The sequence below is a fragment of the Pseudomonas sp. IT-P253 genome (genome assembly GCF_949768125.1).
GTDB lineage: Bacteria > Pseudomonadota > Gammaproteobacteria > Pseudomonadales > Pseudomonadaceae > Aquipseudomonas.
The window spans coordinates 37873-60098 of record NZ_CATKPT010000028.1 but is presented as its reverse complement, the minus strand read 5'-3'; the positions used below and the strand labels follow the sequence as shown (position 1 = coordinate 60098).

Annotated in this window: 19 protein-coding genes, 1 other RNA gene and 2 pseudogenes; 9 read left to right on the top strand and 13 right to left on the bottom strand. The window is 56.2% G+C overall.

Translation table 11 applies throughout. The features are described 5' to 3' along the window. Positions 1-234: 234 nt before the first annotated feature. The 3 genes from hemN to ACM6IR_RS16255 all read left to right on the top strand — a co-directional run bounded on the left by hemN (position 235) and on the right by ACM6IR_RS16255 (position 3073). Complete coding sequence (hemN, locus tag ACM6IR_RS16265; protein ID WP_414908675.1) at positions 235-1617, top strand: oxygen-independent coproporphyrinogen III oxidase; 1383 nt, start codon at positions 235-237, stop codon at positions 1615-1617. 92 nt (positions 1618-1709) lie between these two features. After that, complete coding sequence (gene fnr, locus ACM6IR_RS16260) at positions 1710-2444, top strand: fumarate/nitrate reduction transcriptional regulator Fnr (RefSeq protein WP_414908673.1); 735 nt, start codon at positions 1710-1712, stop codon at positions 2442-2444. Positions 2445-2524: 80 nt separating this feature from the next. Then, positions 2525-3073, top strand: coding sequence for an adenine phosphoribosyltransferase (locus tag ACM6IR_RS16255; protein ID WP_414908672.1), 549 nt, complete (start codon positions 2525-2527; stop codon positions 3071-3073). Positions 3074-3193: 120 nt separating this feature from the next. Here ACM6IR_RS16255 and ACM6IR_RS16250 read toward each other — a convergent pair whose 3' ends face one another. The 5 genes from ACM6IR_RS16250 to dnaX form a co-directional block, all read right to left on the bottom strand. Then, the gene (locus ACM6IR_RS16250) at positions 3194-4342 is read right to left on the bottom strand and encodes an acyl-CoA dehydrogenase family protein (RefSeq protein WP_414908671.1); all 1149 of its coding nucleotides are present in this window, start codon (positions 4340-4342) and stop codon (positions 3194-3196) included. A 182-nt stretch (positions 4343-4524) separates the two neighbouring features. Beyond that, positions 4525-5127: a recombination mediator RecR gene (recR, locus tag ACM6IR_RS16245; RefSeq protein WP_414908670.1), complete on the bottom strand. Its 603-nt coding sequence runs from the start codon at positions 5125-5127 to the stop codon at positions 4525-4527. 65 nt (positions 5128-5192) lie between these two features. Beyond that, positions 5193-6227, bottom strand: coding sequence for an NADP-dependent oxidoreductase (locus ACM6IR_RS16240; RefSeq protein WP_414908669.1), 1035 nt, complete (start codon positions 6225-6227; stop codon positions 5193-5195). A gap of 271 nt (positions 6228-6498) precedes the next feature. After that, positions 6499-6837 carry a YbaB/EbfC family nucleoid-associated protein gene (locus ACM6IR_RS16235; RefSeq protein WP_007905413.1) on the bottom strand — a complete coding sequence of 113 codons (339 nt, stop codon included), beginning with the start codon at positions 6835-6837 and terminating at the stop codon, positions 6499-6501. 67 nt (positions 6838-6904) lie between these two features. After that, the gene (gene dnaX, locus ACM6IR_RS16230) at positions 6905-8995 is read right to left on the bottom strand and encodes a DNA polymerase III subunit gamma/tau (protein ID WP_414908668.1); all 2091 of its coding nucleotides are present in this window, start codon (positions 8993-8995) and stop codon (positions 6905-6907) included. 145 nt (positions 8996-9140) lie between these two features. Here dnaX and ACM6IR_RS16225 point away from each other — a divergent pair, with 145 nt between their 5' ends. Further along, positions 9141-9905 carry a substrate-binding periplasmic protein gene (locus tag ACM6IR_RS16225; protein ID WP_414908667.1) on the top strand — a complete coding sequence of 255 codons (765 nt, stop codon included), beginning with the start codon at positions 9141-9143 and terminating at the stop codon, positions 9903-9905. A 303-nt stretch (positions 9906-10208) separates the two neighbouring features. On the opposite strand, the gene ffs is transcribed toward ACM6IR_RS16225, so the two are convergent. From ffs to ACM6IR_RS16210, 3 genes are all read right to left on the bottom strand, one after another. After that, an RNA gene (gene ffs, locus ACM6IR_RS16220) (signal recognition particle sRNA small type) lies at positions 10209-10305 on the bottom strand. 200 nt (positions 10306-10505) lie between these two features. Beyond that, a complete protein-coding gene (locus ACM6IR_RS16215) occupies positions 10506-11357 on the bottom strand; it encodes an urea carboxylase-associated family protein (RefSeq protein ID WP_414908666.1) in 852 nt (283 codons plus the stop codon). Positions 11358-11372: 15 nt separating this feature from the next. After that, the gene (locus ACM6IR_RS16210; RefSeq protein ID WP_414908665.1) at positions 11373-12026 is read right to left on the bottom strand and encodes a GntR family transcriptional regulator; all 654 of its coding nucleotides are present in this window, start codon (positions 12024-12026) and stop codon (positions 11373-11375) included. A gap of 175 nt (positions 12027-12201) precedes the next feature. Between ACM6IR_RS16210 and ACM6IR_RS16205 the strand changes: the two genes are divergently transcribed. After that, positions 12202-12759 (top strand): TetR/AcrR family transcriptional regulator, encoded by a 558-nt coding sequence (locus ACM6IR_RS16205; protein ID WP_414908664.1) that lies wholly within the window; start codon positions 12202-12204, stop codon positions 12757-12759. Here the strand turns inward: ACM6IR_RS16205 and fabF are convergent. The 4 genes and pseudogenes from fabF to ACM6IR_RS16185 all read right to left on the bottom strand — a co-directional run. Next, positions 12756-14030 (bottom strand): beta-ketoacyl-ACP synthase II, encoded by a 1275-nt coding sequence (fabF, locus tag ACM6IR_RS16200; RefSeq protein WP_414908663.1) that lies wholly within the window; start codon positions 14028-14030, stop codon positions 12756-12758. The genes ACM6IR_RS16205 and fabF overlap by 4 nt on opposite strands. Positions 14031-14062: 32 nt before the next feature. Then, the gene (locus ACM6IR_RS16195) at positions 14063-14857 is read right to left on the bottom strand and encodes an SDR family NAD(P)-dependent oxidoreductase (RefSeq protein WP_414908662.1); all 795 of its coding nucleotides are present in this window, start codon (positions 14855-14857) and stop codon (positions 14063-14065) included. A 288-nt stretch (positions 14858-15145) separates the two neighbouring features. Next, the gene (locus ACM6IR_RS16190; protein ID WP_414908661.1) at positions 15146-15481 is read right to left on the bottom strand and encodes a ComEA family DNA-binding protein; all 336 of its coding nucleotides are present in this window, start codon (positions 15479-15481) and stop codon (positions 15146-15148) included. A gap of 112 nt (positions 15482-15593) precedes the next feature. After that, positions 15594-16917, bottom strand: a pseudogene (locus ACM6IR_RS16185) (polysaccharide biosynthesis protein); the annotation flags it as partial. Positions 16918-17152: 235 nt separating this feature from the next. Between ACM6IR_RS16185 and ACM6IR_RS16180 the strand changes: the two are divergent. The 4 genes and pseudogenes from ACM6IR_RS16180 to ACM6IR_RS16165 all read left to right on the top strand — a co-directional run. Then, positions 17153-17761: an SDR family NAD(P)-dependent oxidoreductase gene (locus ACM6IR_RS16180; RefSeq protein WP_414908660.1), complete on the top strand. Its 609-nt coding sequence runs from the start codon at positions 17153-17155 to the stop codon at positions 17759-17761. A 62-nt stretch (positions 17762-17823) separates the two neighbouring features. Further along, positions 17824-19446 carry a hypothetical protein gene (locus tag ACM6IR_RS16175; protein ID WP_414908659.1) on the top strand — a complete coding sequence of 541 codons (1623 nt, stop codon included), beginning with the start codon at positions 17824-17826 and terminating at the stop codon, positions 19444-19446. Beyond that, complete coding sequence (locus ACM6IR_RS16170; protein WP_414908658.1) at positions 19443-20372, top strand: NAD-dependent epimerase/dehydratase family protein; 930 nt, start codon at positions 19443-19445, stop codon at positions 20370-20372. Before ACM6IR_RS16175 ends, ACM6IR_RS16170 begins: the two co-directional genes overlap by 4 nt. Before the next feature lie 48 nt (positions 20373-20420). Beyond that, positions 20421-20750 (top strand): annotated as a pseudogene (locus ACM6IR_RS16165) (IS66 family transposase); the annotation flags it as partial. Between the two features lie 183 nt (positions 20751-20933). On the opposite strand, the gene ACM6IR_RS16160 reads toward ACM6IR_RS16165, so the two are convergent. Beyond that, the gene (locus tag ACM6IR_RS16160) at positions 20934-22022 is read right to left on the bottom strand and encodes an acyltransferase family protein (protein WP_414908657.1); all 1089 of its coding nucleotides are present in this window, start codon (positions 22020-22022) and stop codon (positions 20934-20936) included. Positions 22023-22226: the final 204 nt, after the last annotated feature.

Sequence of the window (22226 nt, the reverse complement as noted above, 5' to 3'; positions counted from 1 at the left end):
CTGCGAGGCTGCGTTCGGCGGCGAAGCCGTCGTAAACCCTGAGTACCAGATCCCCCTGAAACACTGCATTGTCTAATTTCACGACGGCTTCGCCGCCGAACGCAGCCTCGCAGGCTCGGCAGCTGCTACAGGCGATGTTTGGCAATGACATCGTTGATGCAAATCAAGATGCCCCAACGCCACACCCCCTAGACTCGCTGACACTGCCAGCCTATCCGGGGGAATGCCCGCATGTTGCTCGACGCCATTCGTTGGGACACCGATCTGATCCGCCGCTATGACCTGGCGGGACCGCGCTACACCTCGTACCCGACCGCCGTGCAGTTCGACGGTCATGTCGGTACTTTCGACCTGTTCCATGCGCTGCGCGAAAGCCGCAAGGCCGTGCGCCCGTTATCGCTGTATGTGCACGTGCCGTTCTGCGCGAACATTTGCTACTACTGCGCCTGCAACAAAGTCATCACCAAGGACCGCGGCCGGGCGTTGCCCTACTTGCAGCGCCTTGAGCAGGAAATCCAGTTGATCGCCTGCCACCTCGACCCGGCGCAACAAGTCGAGCAACTGCATTTCGGTGGCGGCACGCCGACCTTTCTCAGCCACGACGAACTGCGCCAGCTAATGGCCCAGTTGCGCAAACACTTCAATTTGCTGGACGACGACTCCGGCGACTACAGCATCGAGATCGACCCTCGCGAAGCCGATTGGTCGACCATGGGCCTGCTCCGTGAGCTGGGCTTCAATCGGGTCAGTATCGGTCTGCAAGACCTCGACCCGGCGGTACAGCGGGCGGTCAATCGCCTGCAAAGCCTGGAAGAAACCCGCGCGGTGATCGACGCGGCCAGGACCCTGCAATTCCGCTCGATCAACATTGATCTGATCTACGGTTTGCCAAGACAGACGCCCGAAAATTTCGCCCGCACCGTCGATGAAGTCATCAACCTGCAACCCGACCGTCTCTCGGTGTTCAACTATGCGCACTTGCCGGAACGTTTCTTGCCGCAGCGGCGAATCAACAGCAACGAGCTGCCGACGCCGGCGCAGAAACTGGAAATGCTCCAGCGCACCATCGAACAACTGACCGCCGCTGGCTACCGCTACATCGGCATGGACCACTTCGCCCTGCCTGACGATGAGCTGGCGATTGCTCAGGAAGAGTCGACCCTGCAACGCAACTTCCAGGGCTATACCACCCACGGTCATTGCGACTTGATCGGCCTGGGCGTGTCAGCCATCAGCCAGATTGGCGACCTGTACTGCCAGAACTACAGCGATTTGAATCAGTATCAGAACAGCCTGGCCTCGGCCCAACTGGCCACCAGCCGTGGCCTGCTGTGCAACGCCGATGACCGTCTGCGGCGCGCCGTCATTCAGCAACTGATTTGCACGTTCAGCCTGGAATTCGCTCAGATCGAGCACGCCTTCAATATTGATTTTCAGGGCTACTTCGGCGCGCTTTGGCCACAATTGCAGGGTATGGCCGAGGACGGGTTGATTGAACTCGATAGCGAAAAAATCACTGTATTGCCCGCCGGGCGATTGTTGGTGCGCTCGGTGTGCATGGTTTTCGATGCGTACCTGGAACAGCAAAATCGCCAGCGATTTTCACGTGTGATCTAGGACCAATGGCTAATTCGGCGCGCACTGGCCTGAATGTCCTCCCGTGGGTTACCCTTACGTCTTATGTGTGTTTTCCCACAAGGATTGAAGAAATGTCCGAGCCAGTAAAGCTGCGCGCTCATAACCAGGCCCACTGCAAGGATTGCAGCCTGGCACCTCTCTGCTTGCCACTTTCTCTGAATCTGGAAGACATGGATGCGCTGGACGATATCGTCAAACGTGGACGCCCATTGAAAAAAGGCGAATTCCTGTTCCGCCAGGGCGACACCTTTGATTCCGTCTACGCCGTGCGCTCCGGCGCCCTCAAGACTTTCGGCCTGAGCGATGGCGGCGAAGAACAGCTCACCGGTTTCCACCTGCCGAGCGAACTGGTTGGCTTGTCGGGCATGGACACTGAAAAACACCCGGTGTCGGCGCAAGCCCTGGAAACCACCTCGGTGTGTGAAATCCCCTTCGAACGCCTCGACGAACTCGCCCTGCAGCTGCCACAACTGCGCCGTCAGCTGATGCGCGTGATGAGCCGGGAAATTCGTGACGATCAGCAAATGATGTTGCTGCTATCGAAAAAAACCGCCGACGAGCGCATCGCCACGTTCCTGGTCAACCTGTCGGCCCGCTTCCGTGCTCGGGGCTTCTCGGCCAACCAGTTCCGCCTGAGCATGTCGCGCAATGAAATCGGCAACTACCTGGGCCTGGCGGTGGAAACCGTGTCCCGAGTGTTCACCCGCTTCCAGCAGAACGAACTGATCGCCGCCGAAGGCAAGGAAATCCATATCCTCGACCCGATTCAGCTTTGCGCCCTCGCCGGCGGTTCTATCGAAGGCTGATTCCCGACGAGTGCGGCTGAGCGAAACGGTTCAGCCGCCGTTATACTGGGACGTTTGCAGCCTGCCAGGATTCTTCGACTATGGCCTTCGACGCCTTCGACATCAAATCCCTGATCCGCCCTGTGATCGATTTCCCCAAGCCGGGCGTGATCTTTCGCGATATCACCCCGTTGTTCCAGTCGCCCAAGGCCCTGCGCCTGGTGATGGACAGCTTCGCCCACCGTTACGTCGAGGCTGATTTCACTCATATCGGCGCGATGGATGCCCGTGGCTTCCTGATCGGCTCAATACTGGCCTATCAGCTGAACAAACCGCTGGTGCTGTTCCGCAAGCAAGGCAAACTGCCGGCCGATGTAATCGCCGAAGGCTATGCAACCGAATACGGCGAAGCCTTCCTCGAAGTGCACGCCGACAGCCTGTGCGAGGGTGATTCGGTGGTGATGTTCGATGACTTGATCGCAACGGGCGGCACGCTGATTGCGGCGGCGAACCTGATTCGGCGGATGGGCGCGCGGGTGCATGAAGCGGCGGCGATTATTGATTTGCCAGAGCTGGGGGGTTCGCAACGGCTGGAGGATATGGGGATTCCGACGTTCTGCCTGACGCAGTTTGCGTTGAGCGATCAGTAGGCGGCGTTTGTAAGGGCGCCATCGCGAGCAAGCTCGCTCCCACATTGGATTTGTGCCGTTCACAAAACCCCTGTGGGAGCGAGCTTGCTCGCGAAGGGGCCAGCCGCAACACCACAAAACTCACAACCCCATCTGCTTGCTGATGATTTCGTTCATCACTTCCCGCGTACCACCACCGATCGACAAAATCCGGTTATCCCGATACAACCGCTCCACCAGACTTTCACGCATGTAACCCAAACCACCGAGCATCTGCACTGCGTCGGTGGTAATGCGATCAGCCGTGTCCGTCGCAAAATTCTTCGCCATGGAAATTTCCTTGATCACACTCTGCCCCGCCGCCATTTTCGCCGCCTGGCGGTAGGTGAATTCCCGTGACACCTCCAAGGCCGTGGCCATTTCGGCGAGGCGGTGTTTGAGCACCTGAAACTTGCCGATCGGTTTGCCGAACGCTTCACGCTGATGCGCCCATTTCAGGCTTTCTTCCAAGGCCAGTTGCGCAGTCATGTTGGCCATCAACGCCAGCGCCAGGCGTTCGCTCTGGAAGTTACCCATGATGCAGGCGAAGCCCATGTTCTCGGCGCCGATCAAATGACCTACAGGCACCCGACAATCGTCGAAGAATAATTCGGCCGTGTCCGACGCCCACCAGCCCATTTTCTTCAACGGACGGCCGACGGTGAAACCGGGTGTGCCCTTCTCGATCAACAGCAGGCTGATGCCGCCAAACCCTGGCTCGCCGGTACGCACCGCGACGGTGTAGAAATCCGCACGGATGCCACTGGTGATAAAGGTTTTGCTGCCACTGACACGGTAGACATCACCGTCACGCACGGCACGGGTTTGCAGGTTGGCCACATCGGAACCGCCACTGGGTTCGGTGATCGCCAGGGCGCTGATCTTTTCGCCGGCCAGCACTTGAGGCACCACGCGCTCGCGCACTTCTGGCCTGGCCCACTTGAGGATCGGCGGCAGGCCGATGTCCAGTGAACCGAGGCCCGCCACCAGACCGCCGGAGCCGCAGCGCATCAGCTCTTCGCTGGCGGCTATTTTGGCGAACAGATCACCTTCGTGACTGCCACCGTGTGCCTCGGGATAACCGATCCCCAGAATCCCCGCCGCACCGGCCTTGAGGTAAAGCTCACGGGGGAAACTTTCCGCTTCTTCCCACTGGTCGATGTCCGGGAGAATCTCGCGCTCGACGAAACGCCTGACGCTGTCGCGGACCAATTGGTGGCTGGGATCGAAGTATTCCTGAAAGGCAGGCATCGGCGAACTCCACTGAAGGTTCAGTGACGTTAACCGAGCGCTTGCTTGGTTTTCAAGAGGGTTGGGGGGATCAGGTAAACCGAGGCGTGTCCTTCGCGAGCAGGCTCGCTCCCACAGGGATTTATATGCGCCGCAAATTCAATGTGGGAGCGAGCCTGCTCGCGAAGAGGCCCGCTCAGGCACTACAAAACGATCGGCTTACGCCCCGCAAACGAATGCGCCAACGTCCCGCCATCCACCAACTCCAGCTCCCCACCCAACGGCACGCCGTGGGCGATACGCGAGGCGATCAGGCCTTTATTGCTGAGCAGTTGCGCGATGTAATGCGCCGTGGCTTCACCTTCCACCGTCGGGTTGGTCGCCAGAATGACTTCAGTGAAGGTACCGGCCTCTTCGATCCGCGCCATCAATTGCGGAATACCGATGGCTTCCGGACCCAGTCCATCAAGCGGTGACAGGTGCCCCTTGAGCACGAAGTAGCGCCCCCGGAAACCGGTCTGCTCTACCGCGTAGACATCCATCGGCCCCTCCACCACACAGAGCAAGGTGTCGTCGCGACGGGTATCGGCGCATTGCGGGCAGAGGTCATCTTCGGTCAGCGTGCGGCATAGCCGGCAATGGCCCACGCCTTCCATGGCCTGGCTCAACGCCAGGGCCAGACGCGAGCCGCCGCTGCGATCACGTTCGAGCAACTGCAACGCCATGCGCTGGGCAGTTTTCTGACCCACACCTGGCAACGTTCGCAGGGCATCGATCAGTTGGCGAATCAAAGGGCTGAAGCTCATGGGGAAACGTCCGACAAAACAACGAGACGCGGTTTATACCCGCGCCTCTCTTTAGCGTCAAATACTCAGGCTTGCGCGACCCGCACCACCAGTTTGCCGAAGTTACGTCCCTCCAACAGACCAATGAACGCCTCGGGCGCCTGTTCCAGGCCATCGACCACGTCTTCGCGAAACTTCACCTTGCCATCACGCACCCACGGCGCCATCGCACTGAAGAACTCCGGCTGACGATCACCGTAGTCGTCGAACACGATGAAGCCCTGGATTCGCACGCGCTTGGTCAGCAAGATGCGCTGCAATTGCGGCAGGCGGTCGGGGCCGGTCGGCGCTTCATGAGCGTTATAGCCCGCAATGAGGCCGCACAGTGGAATCCGCGCTTTGGGATTGAGCAGCGGCAGTACGGCGTCGAACACCTTGCCACCGACGTTTTCGAAATAGATATCGATGCCTTTGCCGCACGCCTGCGCCAGCTCATCGGCGAAGTTCGGGCTCTTGTGGTCGATGCAGGCATCGAAGCCCAGCGTTTCCACCACATAACGGCATTTATCCACACCACCGGCCACACCGACGACGCGCAGGCCTTTGAGCTTCGCCACCTGTCCGACCACCGAACCCACCGCGCCGGAGGCCGCCGCGACCACCAGGGTTTCGCCCGCCTTCGGTTGACCGATGTCCATCAACCCCATGTAGGCCGTCATCCCTGGCATACCGAGCACACCCAGCGCCATCGACGGACTCGACAACCCCGACGGCACCGGAATGATGTTGCGTCCGTCGCTGATGCTGTGGCTTTGCCACCCCGTGGCGCCGACCACCAGATCACCTTCCTGGAACTTCGGATGCTGCGAGCGCTCGACGCGACTGACAGCCCCACCGGTCATTACCTCGCCGATTTGCACCGGCGCGGCGTAGGACGGCGCGTCACTCATGCGCCCGCGCATGTAAGGGTCCAACGACAGATACAGGGTCTTGAGCAGCACCTGACCGTCAGCCAGCTCCGGCAGTGCTTCGCGCTCCAGGCGAAAATTCTCCGGTGTCGGCGCGCCTACCGGGCGCGACGCCAGGACGATACGTTGGTTGAGGGTCAATGCTTGTGGCATTTTGGCTTCTCCTTTGATCGGTGAATTCGGCGGTATAGGGGAGCAGACCGTTGTGCGGGTGTCGCGTTCGATGTTTCTGCCGAGGACCGAGTTGACTTCATCGCGAGCAAGCTCGCTCCCACATAGATTTATGTACACCGCAGATCCCCTGTGGGAGCGAGCCTGCTCGCGAAGGCGGCCTCTCAGGCGCCACTGCCCACCAGACAAAAACAAAAATGCCAGGCGCGATGCCTGGCATTTTTTTGTAGCTCATTCGACGCGCTTTAGCGAATCAGAATGGCAGTTTCATGCCCGGTGGCAGTTGCATGCCAGCGGTCACGCCAGACATTTTGTCCTGGCTGTTGGCTTCGATCTTGCGCACGGCATCGTTGACGGCGGCGGCGAATACAGCCTCCAGCATCTCTTTGTCGTCTTCGCTCAGGCCTTCAACCAGGCTTGGGTCGATGGTCACACGCTTGACGTCGTGACGACCGGTCATCACCACGGTGACCATATCGCCGCCGGCTTTACCGGTGACTTCGGCGTTGGCCAGCTCTTCCTGCATCTTGGCCATTTTTTCCTGCATCTGCTGCGCCTGCTTCATCAGGCCGGCCATGCCACCTTTCATCATGGGAATCACCTCAAACGTACTTGGATAAAAACAGCGCCCGGCCCTTTCGGCCGAACGCCTTCAGTTATTAGCCCTGACTGACCAGAGCTTCGACAGGTTCAATAGTATCGTTACGGATCACCGCACCGAACTGCTGCATCATTTGCTGGATGAACGGATCACCGTGAATGGAAGCCTCGGCTTCGCGCTGACGGTCGACGCGACGGCGGGACGCTGCCTGGGCCGGGGTTTCCTGCTCGGGCTTGATCAGCTCCATGTTCAGGGTCAGCGTACGCCCATGATACTGGTTCAACGCATCGTTGAGGCGACGCTGCTGGGTCGCGTTGAACAAGGCGCTGTGAGCCGGGTCCAGGTGCAATAGCCAGCTGTCGCCATCGACTGAGATCAGCGTGCAGTTGGCGGCGATACTGCCGGTCATGCCGGAAATCGGCAATTTCGGGAACAATTCCAGCCATTGCAGCGCCAGCCCCGTGGCAGGCATCGCGGCGGGCTCCGGCTCAGGCTCCGGCACAGGCTCTGCCGTGTGCTCGTGGGCCAGTTCGTCGAGGTAGCTGTAGGCCGAATCCATGTCCGGCTCGATGTAGTCCTCGTCCAGCGGTGGCTCGTCGTCCATGTCCACGCCCGGCGTGGCAGCATCGACGTCGGCCACGGACGGTTCAGGGATGGGCGCAGCGGCCCACTCCGGTGCGTCCGGCACCACGCTGTCTGGCGTTGGCAACGGCATGGGCGGCAAGTCAGGTTGCTCACCGAGGGTTTCCAGCACCGGCTCGATGGCAGGTTGCTGGACAACTTCGGGCTCAACCGGATCATTCCACGGTAGGTCGACAACGGCTTCGACCGCTATGGGCTCGGCGACTGCCTCAGGCGCGACGACCGGTGCGACCGGCTCAGGCTCAGGCGCTGGAGCAACCACTGCCGCGACCGGCGCAGGCGTAACGGGGGCAACGGCCGGCGCGGCTGCCGCAACGACCACCGGCGCAACACGGGGCGCGGCAGCCACTGACTGGGAGGAATCAACTGTGGCCTGGCTGATCCCCACTGGCTTTAGCGGTTGCCTCGGGGCGTCCTCGGTGTCTGCCGGCCGGAACGCGAGCATTCGCAGCAAGACCATTTCGAACCCACCACGCGGGTCTGGCGCCAACGGCAAATCGCGGCGGCCAATCAGACCCATTTGATAGTAGAACTGCACATCTTCGGCCGGCAGCGCCTGAGCCAGCGCCAGCACCCGATCACGGTCGCCGTGACCGTTGTCGACGCCTTCAGGCAAGGCCTGCGCGATGGCGACACGGTGCAGCACGTTGAGAATTTCCGAGAGCACGCCGTTCCAGTCCGGGCCTTGTTCGGCCAGATGACGGACCGCTTCCAACAACGCCTTGGCGTCGCCTTCGATCAATGCATGCAGAACGTCGTAGACCTGGCCGTGATCGAGCGTGCCGAGCATTGCCCGCACGTCGGCGGCCATGACTTTACCTTCACCGAAGGCGATGGCCTGGTCAGTCAGGCTCATGGCGTCACGCATCGAACCGTCGGCCGCGCGACCGAGCAACCACAGGGCGTCGTCTTCAAACGGCACGTTCTCGACCCCCAGCACGTGGGTCAGATGCTCGACCACCCGCTCAGGCGTCATGTTTTTCAGGGAGAACTGCAGGCACCGCGACAGAATCGTTGCAGGAAGCTTCTGCGGGTCGGTGGTGGCCAGGATGAACTTGACGTAGGGCGGCGGCTCTTCGAGGGTTTTCAACAGCGCATTGAAGGAATGGCTCGAAAGCATGTGCACTTCGTCGATCAGGTAGACCTTGAAGCGCCCGCGGCTCGGCGCGTACTGCACGTTGTCGAGCAGCTCGCGGGTGTCCTCGACCTTCGTCCGGCTCGCGGCGTCGATCTCGATCAGGTCGACGAAGCGGCCTTCATCGATCTCGCGGCACACCGAGCACTCGCCGCACGGCGTCGAAGTGATACCTGTTTCACAGTTCAGGCATTTGGCGATAATTCGCGCGATAGTGGTCTTGCCCACCCCGCGAGTGCCGGTAAACAAATAGGCGTGGTGCAGCCGCTGGCTGTCCAAGGCGTTGATCAGAGCCTTGAGCACATGGGTCTGGCCGACCATTTCGCGGAACGAGCGCGGACGCCATTTACGTGCAAGAACCTGATAACTCATCGAAAACCGTCGCAACGAAGGAACAGAAGCGGCTAATGCTAGCGGAGCAAGCCCAAAATTGCATCCGGCGCGCTCGTCTAATCTGGCTAAGATGCATTTAAAGGGGCTTTTACCGGCTCGGGAGTTTATCGGTACCGGAGCGTTTATGCGGCTGGCCTTGGGGGCACTGCTGTTGATTAGCCTGAACGTCGCGGCCACTGGCGCGCCGTTGCGCTTCGTTGTGCCCGACAGTTGGGCGATGCCGATGGTGCAACTGGAACGCGGGCGCCCGACACAGGGCATTCTGTATGACGTGATGCTCAGCCTCGCGACGCAGGTCGGCATGCCGGCCGAGTTTCACGTGCTGCCTCGGGCGCGCGTGCAAAACGCCATGGAGCACGGCGAAGTCGATATGCGCTGCTATGCCGCACAATCCTGGTTGCCGAATCAGTCCGCAGACTATGTCTGGAGCATTCCGCTCTGGACTCAGCCCGACCTGTTGATCAGTCGACAAGACCCGCTGACCTCGGTCACGGCGGCCGACTTGCCCCGACAATCCATCGGTACGGTACTGAGTTACAGCTACCCGACCCTGCAGCCGCTGTTCGACACCGGCCGGTTGCACCGCGACGACGCCCGCAATCAGGAACAAGTGCTGGAAAAACTCCAGGCCGGCCGCTATCGCTACGCCGTGAGCAACCAATGGACGCTGGACTGGTTCAATCAACGCCTCATGCCGGGTCGACAACTACAAACCGTTGCGGTGCTGCAGAAACAGAGTGTCGGGTGCTACCTACGCAACGACCCGAAGCTACCCGTGCAGCTCATTTTGCGCACGTTACTGAGCATGAAAATGTCCGGGGAGATCGATGACATTATCCGGCTCTATATCGGTGACGCACCCTCCAGCGAGCGTAATGGCCAGCCCTGATCAACTCGTTACTTACGCACCATGTAGCAGCTGCCGAGCCCGCGAGGCTGCGTCCGGCTGCGCAGCAGTCGTGAAATCCGGCGAGGACTTTGTCCTCGAACGCAGCCTCGCGGGCTCGGCAGCTGCTACAAGCCAGACGCAGGCTTCGCCAGCTGCTACAAGTTGTGTTGCCGTTTAAAAGGGGGCCGGCTTAAAAAGCGGGGACGACAAAAAACCGCCCTGGACAGAGTCCTTGGCAGTGCAATAACAGGTATTTTTAATCAGATAACGCGAGAGAAAACTCGCGGTGCGTTATGGAGGCAACCCCACCAGCCACACCCCGGCACACAATGTCACCGCTGCGGCTGCTCCCTTCCAGGCCTGACCGGGTTCACGGCTGATCGTTGCGGGGGGACCGATGGGGTCACCATAACGACGCTCACCTGACGGCGAGCCGCGCCATTGTACCTATCTGAGACGAAGTTACAACCGTTCAGGCAGATTAAAAAATATGAGCAGCGTCAAGGACATGCAGCAGCCTTGAAAAGCGCCGGCTCCCACAACGGCAGGCGAGAAACACCACCGGTGCAGGAGCCGTCGAAGGCCGCGATCTTTTTGCGCTTACTTTTCCCACGCTGCCTTGGCAATGTGTAACCCGTGCAGCCCTTTGTAGGCCGCGCGCTCAGGCTGACTCCAGCCCTCAAGCAATGAATCCTCCAGACGATAAATCTCCACGCCCAGCGGGCGACACACACTCAGCGGATCTTGCGCATCCGGCCCCCACATGGCCAGCGACAAATCACCTCCCGGGCAGGTCGACAGTGCGCACAACAAATCGATTTCGGCAAAGAACTCCAGGTAGTCGCCCTTCTGCGCCGGGCAGGCCTTCATGAAGTACATGTCGTCGTGGTTCAGACCAGTGCACTGAAAAATGTTCAGCACATCGTGCACGTCGAACTCGGTCAGGCCGTGAGGCAACACCGCGCGGGTCAGGTTCGAGTGGCAGTGATGATGGAAATCTTCGCCGGTGAGCATTTTGTTCACATAGGGATCGCAGCGAGTGCCGAGCAAATCGTGCAGACGACCGCCATGTTCGTCGATGCCGTAATCCGCCAGGCTATCGTCGGTGATGGTCACCAGCGGCCGCAGAAAGGGCAGGTTCGACCAGAGCCGGTCATGAGTGCTGACATGGGCGCCCTGCAACTGCCGGGTCCGCGCCGCCCATAAACGTTCACGCGGATCGTTGGCATTCCAGACGTTGAAGTCCCCGACCTGCGGCCCGACCGGTGTGGTCACGCGAAACACATGCCCGGCCGGCACCTTCCAGGCGCGCCCCGTGCGGATCGGCACCTCGAACGACTCGATCAGTGTGCGCCCCTCCTTCGAGTCGCGAATTCGCTCATAAAAGGGTTTGTCCACCTGCAACGCCGAGCCTTTGCTGACTTGATAGGCCGCCGGATAGTCTTTGTACATGGCACGAATCCTCGATCAGTGATGGGAAGAAGGCGCAAGCAGTTGCACCAGAAGGTGTTCTGAATCGTCGAGATAAAGGCTCATGGCATCCTCGGCCGCGCGCTTGTTGCCCTCGGCCAGCCATTCATGAATCTGCCGGTCGCGCGCCAGCCAGGGCGCCTGAAAACGTGACTCATCAGGCGCACTGCAGAACACCAGGCGCAATTGCGCGACGACATTGGTGAAGAACTCATCGAACAATGGGCTGTGCAGCAACCCGACGATATGTTGATGAAACGCCAGACTGTGGGTGCCAACGGCTCGCCAGTCCTCGCGCTCGCGGGCCAGTTCGCTAGCTTCCAGGGCTTCAAGCATCCGGTCGGACTGATACTCGCGCAGCGGTTGACTGGCGCTGATGGCTTGCAGCTCCAGGGTCCGCCGAACGTTGAACAGATCCCGCACATCCTCGACGCCGAGCCTGCGCACCATCACGCCCTTGTTGCGTACATAGCGGGTCAGGCCTTCCTGTCCCAGGCGATGCAACGCTTCGCGGATAGTGTTGCGAGAAGCGTTGTAGGCAGACACCAGATCGCTCTCCACCAGCGCCATGCCAGGCAGCAAGCGACCGCCAATAATGTCGGCGCGCAATTCCAATGTGATGTGGTCGGCCAGGGACAGTCCGCTGCTCATGCTCATCGCCTCAAGATTGTTCAACAATCGTCAGCTAATGGGTAATCACTATTCGTGCCATCAATTACACGCACTTCTACCAAGTTCGACGCATCTGCATGCTTTTTAGAAGTGAAAGTACAGTCACCATCCAATTTTCATTGGTTAATATGGCGCATTGTTGCGGAGATTCGAGATGCGTTACTCGCAGGACCATAAAGCCCAGACCCACCAACGTATCATCAAGGAAGCCTCAGTACGCTTTCGCCGTGACGGCATCGGCGCGACCGGCCTGCAACCCCTGATGAAATCGCTGGGCTTGACTCACGGTGGCTTTTATTCGCATTTCAAGTCCAAGGACGAGCTGGTGGAAAAGGCCTTGCAAGCCGCCGGTGATGAGGTCGATAGCGTTTGCGCCGAACTGTTCGCCCAGGAGCGCCCGCTCGAGGCCTTCATCAACGCCTATTTGTCCGAATGGCACCAGACTTCGCCCCATGAAGGCTGCCCGCTGCCCACCATGTCATCGGAACTCGGCATGCGCGGTCAGCCGAGTCCGACCTCTGACGTGGTGCTCAATGCGCGCCTTCGACAAATCCAGGGCACGCTTGAGGGCGAGAACACAGAGGAACGCAGCATCTTCTTCATGTCCGCACTGGTCGGGGCGTTGCTGCTTTCGCGCAGCGTCGAGAATCCCGAACTGGCCCGGCAGATTCTCGACGTCACGCGTATCTTCCTCAATCAAGCCCCGATCTAACCATTCCAGCGCTTGAACAACACACTGGCATTCACTCCACCAAACCCGAAACCGTTGGACAGCGCATACTCGATCGCCATCGGCCGCGCTTGCCCGTGAACGATGTCGACGCCTTGGGCGGCGGGATCCGGATTATCGAAGTTGAGGGTAGGCGGCACGATCTGGTCGCGAATCGCCAACAGCGTGAAGATCGCCTCGACGCCGCCTGCCGCGCCCAGCAAATGCCCGATCGCCGACTTTGTCGATGTCACCGCGATCTTGTTATCCGCACCGAACAACGCCTTGATGGCCGCCAGTTCGCCCAGATCCCCAATCGGGGTCGACGTCGCATGAGCATTCAGATGCTGCACCTGTGCAGGAGAAATGCCTGCCTGGGCCAATGCCAGCGACATCGCTCGCCGCGCACCGCTGCCATCCTCAGGGCCTGCCGTCAGATGATAGGCATCGGCGCTGGTGCCGTAACCGACCAGCTCAGCCAACGGTGTAGCACCGCGTGCCAACGCATGCTCCAGAGACTCGATCACCAGAAGGCCCGCGCCCTCCCCCATAACAAAGCCATCGCGGCCACTGTCGAAGGGGCGTGAGGCCCGCTCGGGGGTTTCGTTGTAACCACTGGACAAGGCACGAGCAGCAGCAAACCCTGCAAGACTGACGCGATCGATCGCCGCTTCCGCGCCGCCGCACACGGCAATATCTGCCTCACCACAACGAATCAGCCGCGCAGCATCGCCAATCGCCTGAACACCGGCGGCGCACGCCGTTACCGGAGCACCCAAGGGGCCTTTGAAACCATGCTGGATCGATACATGCCCGGCGGCGAGGTTGACCAGAAACGAAGGGATGGTAAACGGCGACAACCGTCGCGGGCCACGGCTGTCCGTGGTGCGCACTGCATCGGCAATCGCGCCGAAACCACCGACACCTGAGCCGATAATGGTCGCAGTGCGCTCCTGCGCATTGGCGTCCTGCGCCTGCCAACCAGCTTGTTCCAAGGCCTGACGCGCCGCCTCCATCGCAAACAGAATGAAGCGATCCATCTTCTTCTGCTCTTTGGGCGGCGTCGCTCGGTCCGGGTCAAAACCCGCCTCGGCATCTTCTGCCAGCGTCGGCACCGTGCCACCGACCTTCGTCGGCAGATCGGCCACCACCTCATCCGGCAAGTTCCGCAATCCGGAGCGCCCGGCCAACAGACGCGCCCAGACCGCTTCGACACCGCTACCCAGCGGAGAAACCAGGCCCATGCCTGTTACAACCACTCGACGATCGCTCATAACGCAAATCCCTCAGGCCGGTTCATGACACCTCACTTATAACGCGCGGCGGCAGAACTTTTGGACAAATTTGGCGCCATCATGCGACGCGCCGCAACAAAGGCCTCCCACTCGCTCGCCTCCGGCAACGAAGGAATGGTGATCAACTCGCCCTGATCCAGACCCGACAACGCAGCATCGACCATCTCCCCCGCTTCCATGACCATGTCCGCCGGAATCTGCGAAGCGTCGATACCGGAACGCTCCCAGATTTCAGTACGTGTTACCCCTGGCAACACCGCCTGAACCCTGACTCCAGTGCCCTCCAGCTCGGCATTCAACGACTGCGTCAGACTTAACACATAGGCCTTGCTGGCGCTGTAAGTCGCATTGAAGCGTTCGGGAAACAATGCCACCACCGAGGCAATATTGATGATCGAACCACGACCGGCCTTGGTGAAGCTGGCTGCCGCCGCCGACGCCAACCTCGTGACCGTCATGACATTCAGTTGAATCAGGCGCTCCAGCTGATCCATGTCGGCATTGGCCAACAAACCATCGGCCGCAACCCCGGCGTTGTTCAGCAACAGGCTGATGCTCGAATCGCTGCGAAGACGCTGCTCCAGCTTCAGCACATCATCCTTTTGCGTGAGATCGGCCTTGAGCACCTCGACCTGAACGCCATGCTCAGCGCGCAACTTGCTCGCCGCCGCTTCCAACCGTTGTTCATCGCGAGCGACCAACAGCAAATCAAAACCACGCGCCGCCAAGCGCTCAGCGTAAATCGCACCGATACCGGAAGAAGCGCCGGTGACGAGGGCCGTACCTTGGGATTGGATGAAAGTCATGACTGTGCTCCTGAGAGAGGATTGAGCTTGAGAGAGTGCAAGCGCCTGAGGTTCAGAACTCTTCGGCGGGAAACGGATTTTATTATAGGCATAATTCAAGCTGAATATGATAGCCGTAATTTTTCTCATGCCGACGAAAGACCCGCCCCCTGTAGGAGCTGCCGAAGGCTGCGATCTTTTGATCTTTTGATCTTTTGATCTTTTGATCTTTTGACGTTATCCCCCTCTCCACAAGCCAGAATGCAAAAAGGCCAGTCAATGACCGGCCCCTCGCGCTGACTTAAAAGCTTAGTTCACCTCGAGCTTCTCGCGATTCTTATCCAGAATGGCTTTGCCAATCCCCTTCACCTCGAGCAATTCGTCCACCGACGCAAACGGTCCATTGCTCTCACGATAAGCAACAATCGATTTGGCCTTGGCCTCTCCCACACCGGACAACTCCCGCTGCAGAGTCGAGGCATCGGCCCCGTTCAGGTCGACCTTGCCGGACTGTGCCTTGGGCGAAACCTCCAGGACCACGGGCGCATTGCCAGACTCAAGTTTGACCGTCGGCGCAGCCACTGCAGCAACTGAGGTGCTAGCGAGCAGGGCAAAAACCAGAGAGTAGAAATAGCCAGTACGCATAAATGACGCTCCATGACATCAATTGAGAAAGCAGCTTTTCCGAAGCTGCCTTCCAAACTTAGGCGATGTCTGAAGCCTGTCAAAAATGTATCCGTTACAGGATGTGAAGCAATCAGGGTTCGAGGCGACGTTGCTTGAAGATCCAGTCAACGATATCGCGTTCGGGGGTGTAGCCACTGACGGTTTCGCGCAGGATCTGCCGGACACGAGAGTAATCGTCCTGCTCGACGGCACTCAGCAACTCGGTCAACCGGATCTTGAGCACATCCCAAGGTAAATGGTCTTCATTGGCACTCATGATCATTGGGTGCTGGGTCGCTGCCACGTTGTCGCCGATCAGCAACTCTTCGTAAAGCTTTTCGCCGGGACGTAGCCCGGTGAACTCGATGGAGATATCCCCCTGCAAATTCTTCTCCGAACGCACGCTCAAGCCCGACAGGTGAATCATCTTCTCCGCCAGCTCGACAATCTTCACCGGCTCGCCCATGTCCAGGACAAACACATCACCGCCCTGCCCCATGGAACCCGCCTGGATCACCAGTTGCGCGGCCTCAGGGATAGTCATGAAATAGCGAGTGATTTTCGGGTGCGTGACCGTCAACGGGCCACCCGATTTGATCTGGCTGTGGAACAGCGGGATCACTGAACCGGAAGACCCCAGCACATTGCCAAAGCGCACCATGGTAAAACGGGTCTTGTTGACCCGGGATACATTAGCTTTATCGCCGAACAACACCGGGGCAATCTCACGACTGAGGGCTTGAAGGGTCAACTCGGCCAAACGCTTGGTGCTGCCCATGATATTAGTGGGACGTACGGCCTTATCGGTGGAGATCAGCACAAAGTTGGACACCCCCGACTGCAACGCAGCCTGAGCGGTGTTGAGCGTGCCAATGACGTTGTTCAGCACGCCTTCGGCAATGTTGCGCTCGACCATCGGGACGTGTTTATAAGCGGCAGCGTGGTAGACGGTGTCCACACCCCAGTGTCTTCATCACATCCAGAAGTTTGTCCTGGTGGCGGATGGAACCGAGAATTGGCAACAATTTGACCGAAACCGACTTACGACAAGCGCGCTCGGGTTGATGACGGTAGTGACAGGACGATTTCATGAGCGCCGGTTGCGTCTATCATCTGTTGGATATGTTTGGGTTTGTAGACTTGCAACCCGGCAATCGAACAATCCGCGATGCTCGGATCATCATCGATAAAAGCTACGGGACGCAAGACTCGGCCCATGCGAAGTGCTGCAACCAGCTGATTGCCGGCTACGCCTGCACCGTAGATGGCGACTTTGGTGAGGCCATCATCCCGGTTGGCGAACGGTACATGCTGCGCGGCGGTGAACCAGTCTCCCATGAAATATTGACGCATGCACAGGCGCAGACCGCCGATGATGACGAGGCTTAGCACCAGTAGTTAAAGACTATTGAGCGGAATAAAGGACTCCGCAATGAAAAATACTCACCGTCTATGGTTATGCCATAAGGTCTATCCGGGTGCGTTTCATTGGCACTGGATCCATGACGACAAGCCCTCTCTATGGTAACGTGCCCCGCAAAACTTAGTGTGGATGGTTGGCTAGCCATCACAGGAGCAACTATATCGCCTCCGGCGCCGCCATCGACCTAACAAACTGATTTGTTAGTCCAGCATTCAAGGACAGTTCTTGTGCCCCTCCCCCTCGTAGTTGACCTCGACGGAACGTTGTTGCGTTCGGACCTATTAGTAGAAACCGGCACGGCATTTATCCGTCGCCATCCATTTCAGCTCTATAAAACGGTAGGTTGGCTGGCGCAAGGTAAAACTGTGCTTGAGTCGCAACTGGCTTCTGCAACCGATATATATGTTAATGTTTTACCTTACAACGCTATTTCTGTCATCGCGTTACTCACGTTGCTGGGCAATCAATTTGAAATTCAAAGATATGGCTCATTGGCGGTCATTTCTTCGGTAGCTGGCGACAGAGGCAGACCCTCCAACTATTTATACGGCACAGCAAAAGCTGCCGTTTCCACATTCTGCGAGGGTTTGCGCGCAAGACTGTTCAAAGTCGGCGTTTCGGTGACTACCATCAAACCCGGTTTTGTTCAAACACCTATGACCAAGGGGCTCAACCTGCCTCCCCTGCTGATAGCACAACCTGAAAAGGTAGCACTTAGCATTGTCAAAGCGGTGCAAAATAAAACCAACACGCTGTACACCCCAACATTCTGGGCACTGATAATGCTTATTATCAAACATTTACCAAACTTTATATTCAAGCGGATAAATCTATAGTCAGATTTACTGCAAGTGATAAAACTTTATACATCCAGCTTCATCGACAACAGGGCTCTTCAATGTCAGCTTTAAATACCCTAGGAAATCTGCTTCAAAGGCATTTATTACTAATTGCCCTAGTCATTGTCATTCTGTTGAACCTGTACTACCTGAAGACGTACCCTATCAATATTGCTGCCTTTGACTATCCAAATTATGCTCAGATGATTTTCTCCAGTGTATCCAATCTTATCCACGCCAGTGGATATACTTTGGCCTCACGCTTCGCACTCGATTTTGCTGGCGTACCCAACGGAGTAGACATCTATAATGTTAAATGGCTGCAACACTTACAGCACATTCATTTTTACTTCCACGTGTTCGCCATCGCAATTAGCACATTCATTTGCAATAAAGTATTTGGTAAAATCTCAGCCACACTTATGTGCCTAGCGTGGGGTGGCAGTCTGTTTTTCATGGGCGGGGTCAATTCCATCGGACCGGACTGGCTACAAGGAGACTTTCTTGCCATCGCACTGCTGACCGCTCTCTGGGCGTTCGATGTAAAAAATAATGCAAAAATAATTTTGTATATACTGTCCGTAGTTATTCTTACGGTTGCCTACCTTGTAAAGTTCAACTCCTTGGTAATCGCCCCTGTCATTGCGATGTTAGTAATTTTTGACAGCAAGGACTGGACTTGGAAAATCGCGACAGCCATCGTCAGCCTATCGGCGAGCACCATAATTATATTTGTATTTGTCGAAACCTTTCACTACCCGACGACCAATTCACGGCAACTGAGTTACGATCATGCTTGGGTTCTAATTGACGCAATACCAAACGACTACATCACTCAGGAACCAAACAAGCTGGGGGTCAACAGTTTGAGGTGGCGGGCCCTTGGCGCAATTTTACCACCGGAATATTTCAGGGCTGCAGCCTATCAAGATGTTGATTGGGGCGCACCAAAAGAAGTAAGAGCGCCCTACCTCGCACAATATAATTATCTGATGAACGCATCGCGCTCGGAGTTGATTGATTTCACGACCAAGCACCCCCTGCCTGAAACATTTAATATTCATGTTTCGGCCATTCCCGGCTATTACTATATCGGGCTTCCGCAAACGGACGCCCTAGGTATAGCCGTGTATAAAGAATCGGTGCTGGCGATACCCGCGGCCTACATCGCGAAATTGATCACGGGGTGGTTAGCTTTTTTCATCGAAAAACCGTTCCAACTCACACCTTTAAAATCAAATAGCTTGTATCTGATTATTGGCGACAATATTCAAGCGGATGGAAGCGTTAAACTGACCCCTCCTCCGGACGCTATACCTCAACACATGCCGTACTGGAATCCTGCCGAGAAAGCACAACACCAAGGCATGGTGTTTTTTGGTTGGATGAATTTCCTGACTCCGCCACCTTGGGTCTATGCCTTGCTGGCGTTCGTCTCATGTATCGCTATATCTAAAACACAAAACATCAGAAAAGCCTTTCAGGCAAGCTTGTTAGTATTGTCTACAGCATTACTGGTTAGTTCTTCGTTGATGCTACTGACTGTTCGTTCCAAGGAAATGCTTGCACTGTTGCCCATAGTAAGTATCTTTCTCAGCTTTGGTTTTTCTAGCTGCATCAATTACTGCCTGAAACGAAGATACAACTTAAGCATGCTGGGCTTAAATGGAGAGCCAAAATGAAAATAATTCTTCCAGGCGGAGCAGGTTTGGTCGGGCAAAATTTGGTGGCACGTTTAAAAAGCCGCGGATACACTGACATCATGGTGCTCGACAAACACCGAACGAACCTCGCCATATTAAAGTCTGTCCACCCAGAACTGACTATTGAGTATGCGGACCTTTCAAAAAAAGGTAGTTGGAGCGAACACTTTGTTGGCTCGGCAGTGGTCGTCATGCTACAAGCTCAAATCGGTGGCAATATCTATCAAGAATTCGTACAAAATAATGTGATTTCAACACACCTAATACTGGACTTGATAAAAGCCAATCCGAACATGCACCTTGTTCACATTAGCTCGTCTGTACTGGAATCTAAAGCCGACGACTTCTATACGCAAACAAAGCGTGAACAAGAGGAGTTGGTATTAGCCAGCAATATTTCCTGCCCGATTCTTCGACCAACCCTTATGTATGGCTGGTTTGACCGCAAGCACCTCGGCTGGCTTGCCCGCTTCATGAAAAAAACGCCAGTGTACCCAATCCCCGGGGACGGTAAGTTTATGCGCCAGCCTCTTTACGCCGGTGATTTCTCCAACATCATTATCAGTTGTATCGAGCAGCAAAAAAAACAAGGTATTTTCAATATTTCCGGACATGAAAAAATTGATTACATTGATATCATCCGCAAAATAAAACGAGTGACTCACTCGAAAACAAAAATCGTGAAAATACCCTATACACTTTTTTATGCCTTGCTTTGGATGTGGGCACTCTTTGATAAAAACCCGCCCTTTACAACGCAACAGTTAGCGGCCCTGAGTACAAAAGATGAGTTTGAAGTCATCGACTGGCCTTCAATCTTTGGGGTTCCCTACACCCCCTTTGCCATCGCCATAGACGAAACATTTAATAATCCAACTTATAGCAATATTGTGCTGGAATTTTAATGATGGGACAGCGAATCGCCGTATTAGGCGCAGGACCAATGGGATTGGCAGGTCACTTCGCAAAGCGCACTGGGCAAGGCCGTTAATTATCTGGCCAGCAACTGGAGCCGGCTGGAGCGTTACGTGGAGGCTGTTTTTTTACCGATCGACTACAACAGAGCCGAGCGCGCAATAAAACTGTTTGTCATAGGGCGCAAGGCATGGCGGCTCAGCGATACGCCCAAAGGCGCCACCGCCAGTGCTCAGATTTACAGCTTCAACGGCCAGGAGCCCTATACGTGGCAGCGCTACGTACTTGAGCGGTTGCCGCATGCATCCACGGTAGAAGACTGCGAAGCGTTGTTGCCGTGGAACTGCTCACCGGAAATGCCAAGGTAAACCAAGGCCTCACCTTGCGGTGGGCGGAGTTTATGGATCTGTTACGAAGAAGCTGATCCATAAACCGGGCATTATGAAACCTTGGGGGGGTAGGATCGTCAGGCGTCGGCGCTGTCGCGGCAGCCCCTGTAGCTCTTCATAGGTGACCTGAGTGACTGTTACATCATAAATACATACATTTGCTCAAGCCCCTGAATTGAGCTTTTCACCCACAACAGGATTGAACGCCGAATAGGCATCAACACCATTCGATACAGACCTGACTTTATTTTTTGGCTTGAATTTGAGAACCCTTTTCTCAACCAAATGCCAAGAGCCGTATCCCAAAATCAGAGTAATGACCACTGTAACAACAAGATAGGTTGAATAGGCAATACCAGGGAATTTTAGCAAAACAAACTGCTGAACCGGAAAAGCATAGATATAAACACCGTAAGAGCAGTCACCCACTTTATTGACCAAGCTCCCCAACCAACTTCTGGAAAGTCCATATGCCAAAACGACATACGGTAACGTAAGCCATAACAGGGCTTTCGAAAACGATAAATACGGTGCCAGAAGAAGGGTAATCATCACCATGACAGTTACGCCGGAGAGACTGAACCACCGTTCGAGCCCCCACTTCGCATAACATGCCCCAATCATGAAATAGATGCCTATTAACGGAATGTTTCTTACATCACTACCGTGAACCACCAGCAAAGGCGCATCTCGCCAGCACCAAAAAACTACAATCAGCGCAAACAATGCTGCGGTAACTGTGTATGCAAGACGACCGCCTTTGAATAGAAGCCCAAGCGCCACCACTACCAGATACATGAAAAATTCAATAGGCAAACTCCATAGAGGACCATTGATCACATTGGCAACTCTGGAGTGCTCCAGCACGCCTGGCAAATAAAATACCGGACTTAAAATTATGTTCTTCAAGTACATAATAAATGCCAGATCCGAGAAGTACTGCTTGACTGTCAACGTCGAAAAAATTGGACCAAGCAGAAACGAAGTTAGCACCACAACAACAATCAGGGCTGGAAATATTCGCAGCGATCGTTTAACTAAAAAGCTAATGACCGAAGGATCAAAACTCCAACTTTTTGAAATCAAATAACCACTAATGATAAAAAATATCGCGATCCCGAGCCCACCATAGGAATCAATACCGATAAAAATCTCCGGAGTATTACCGTAAATATCGAATGAATGAGCATATAGAACCATCAGCGCGGCAACCAACCGTAACAAGTTCAAGTTATTATCCTTGTGCAGCATGTATTTCCGCCCTGATTTTAATTACAGATGATAAGAAATTTCTATTCTTGCAACAGCTCATTGGTCGCGCAGGGTAATAGCCCGGCGCTTCGTCAGGTCTGAGCAAATGTCTTCGCTGGAGGACTGGATCACACGTATTCCCGTGCCATCATTGATGACGCGGTGAGGATGATACAACGCTACTTGGTCCTCTTGCAGCTCAAT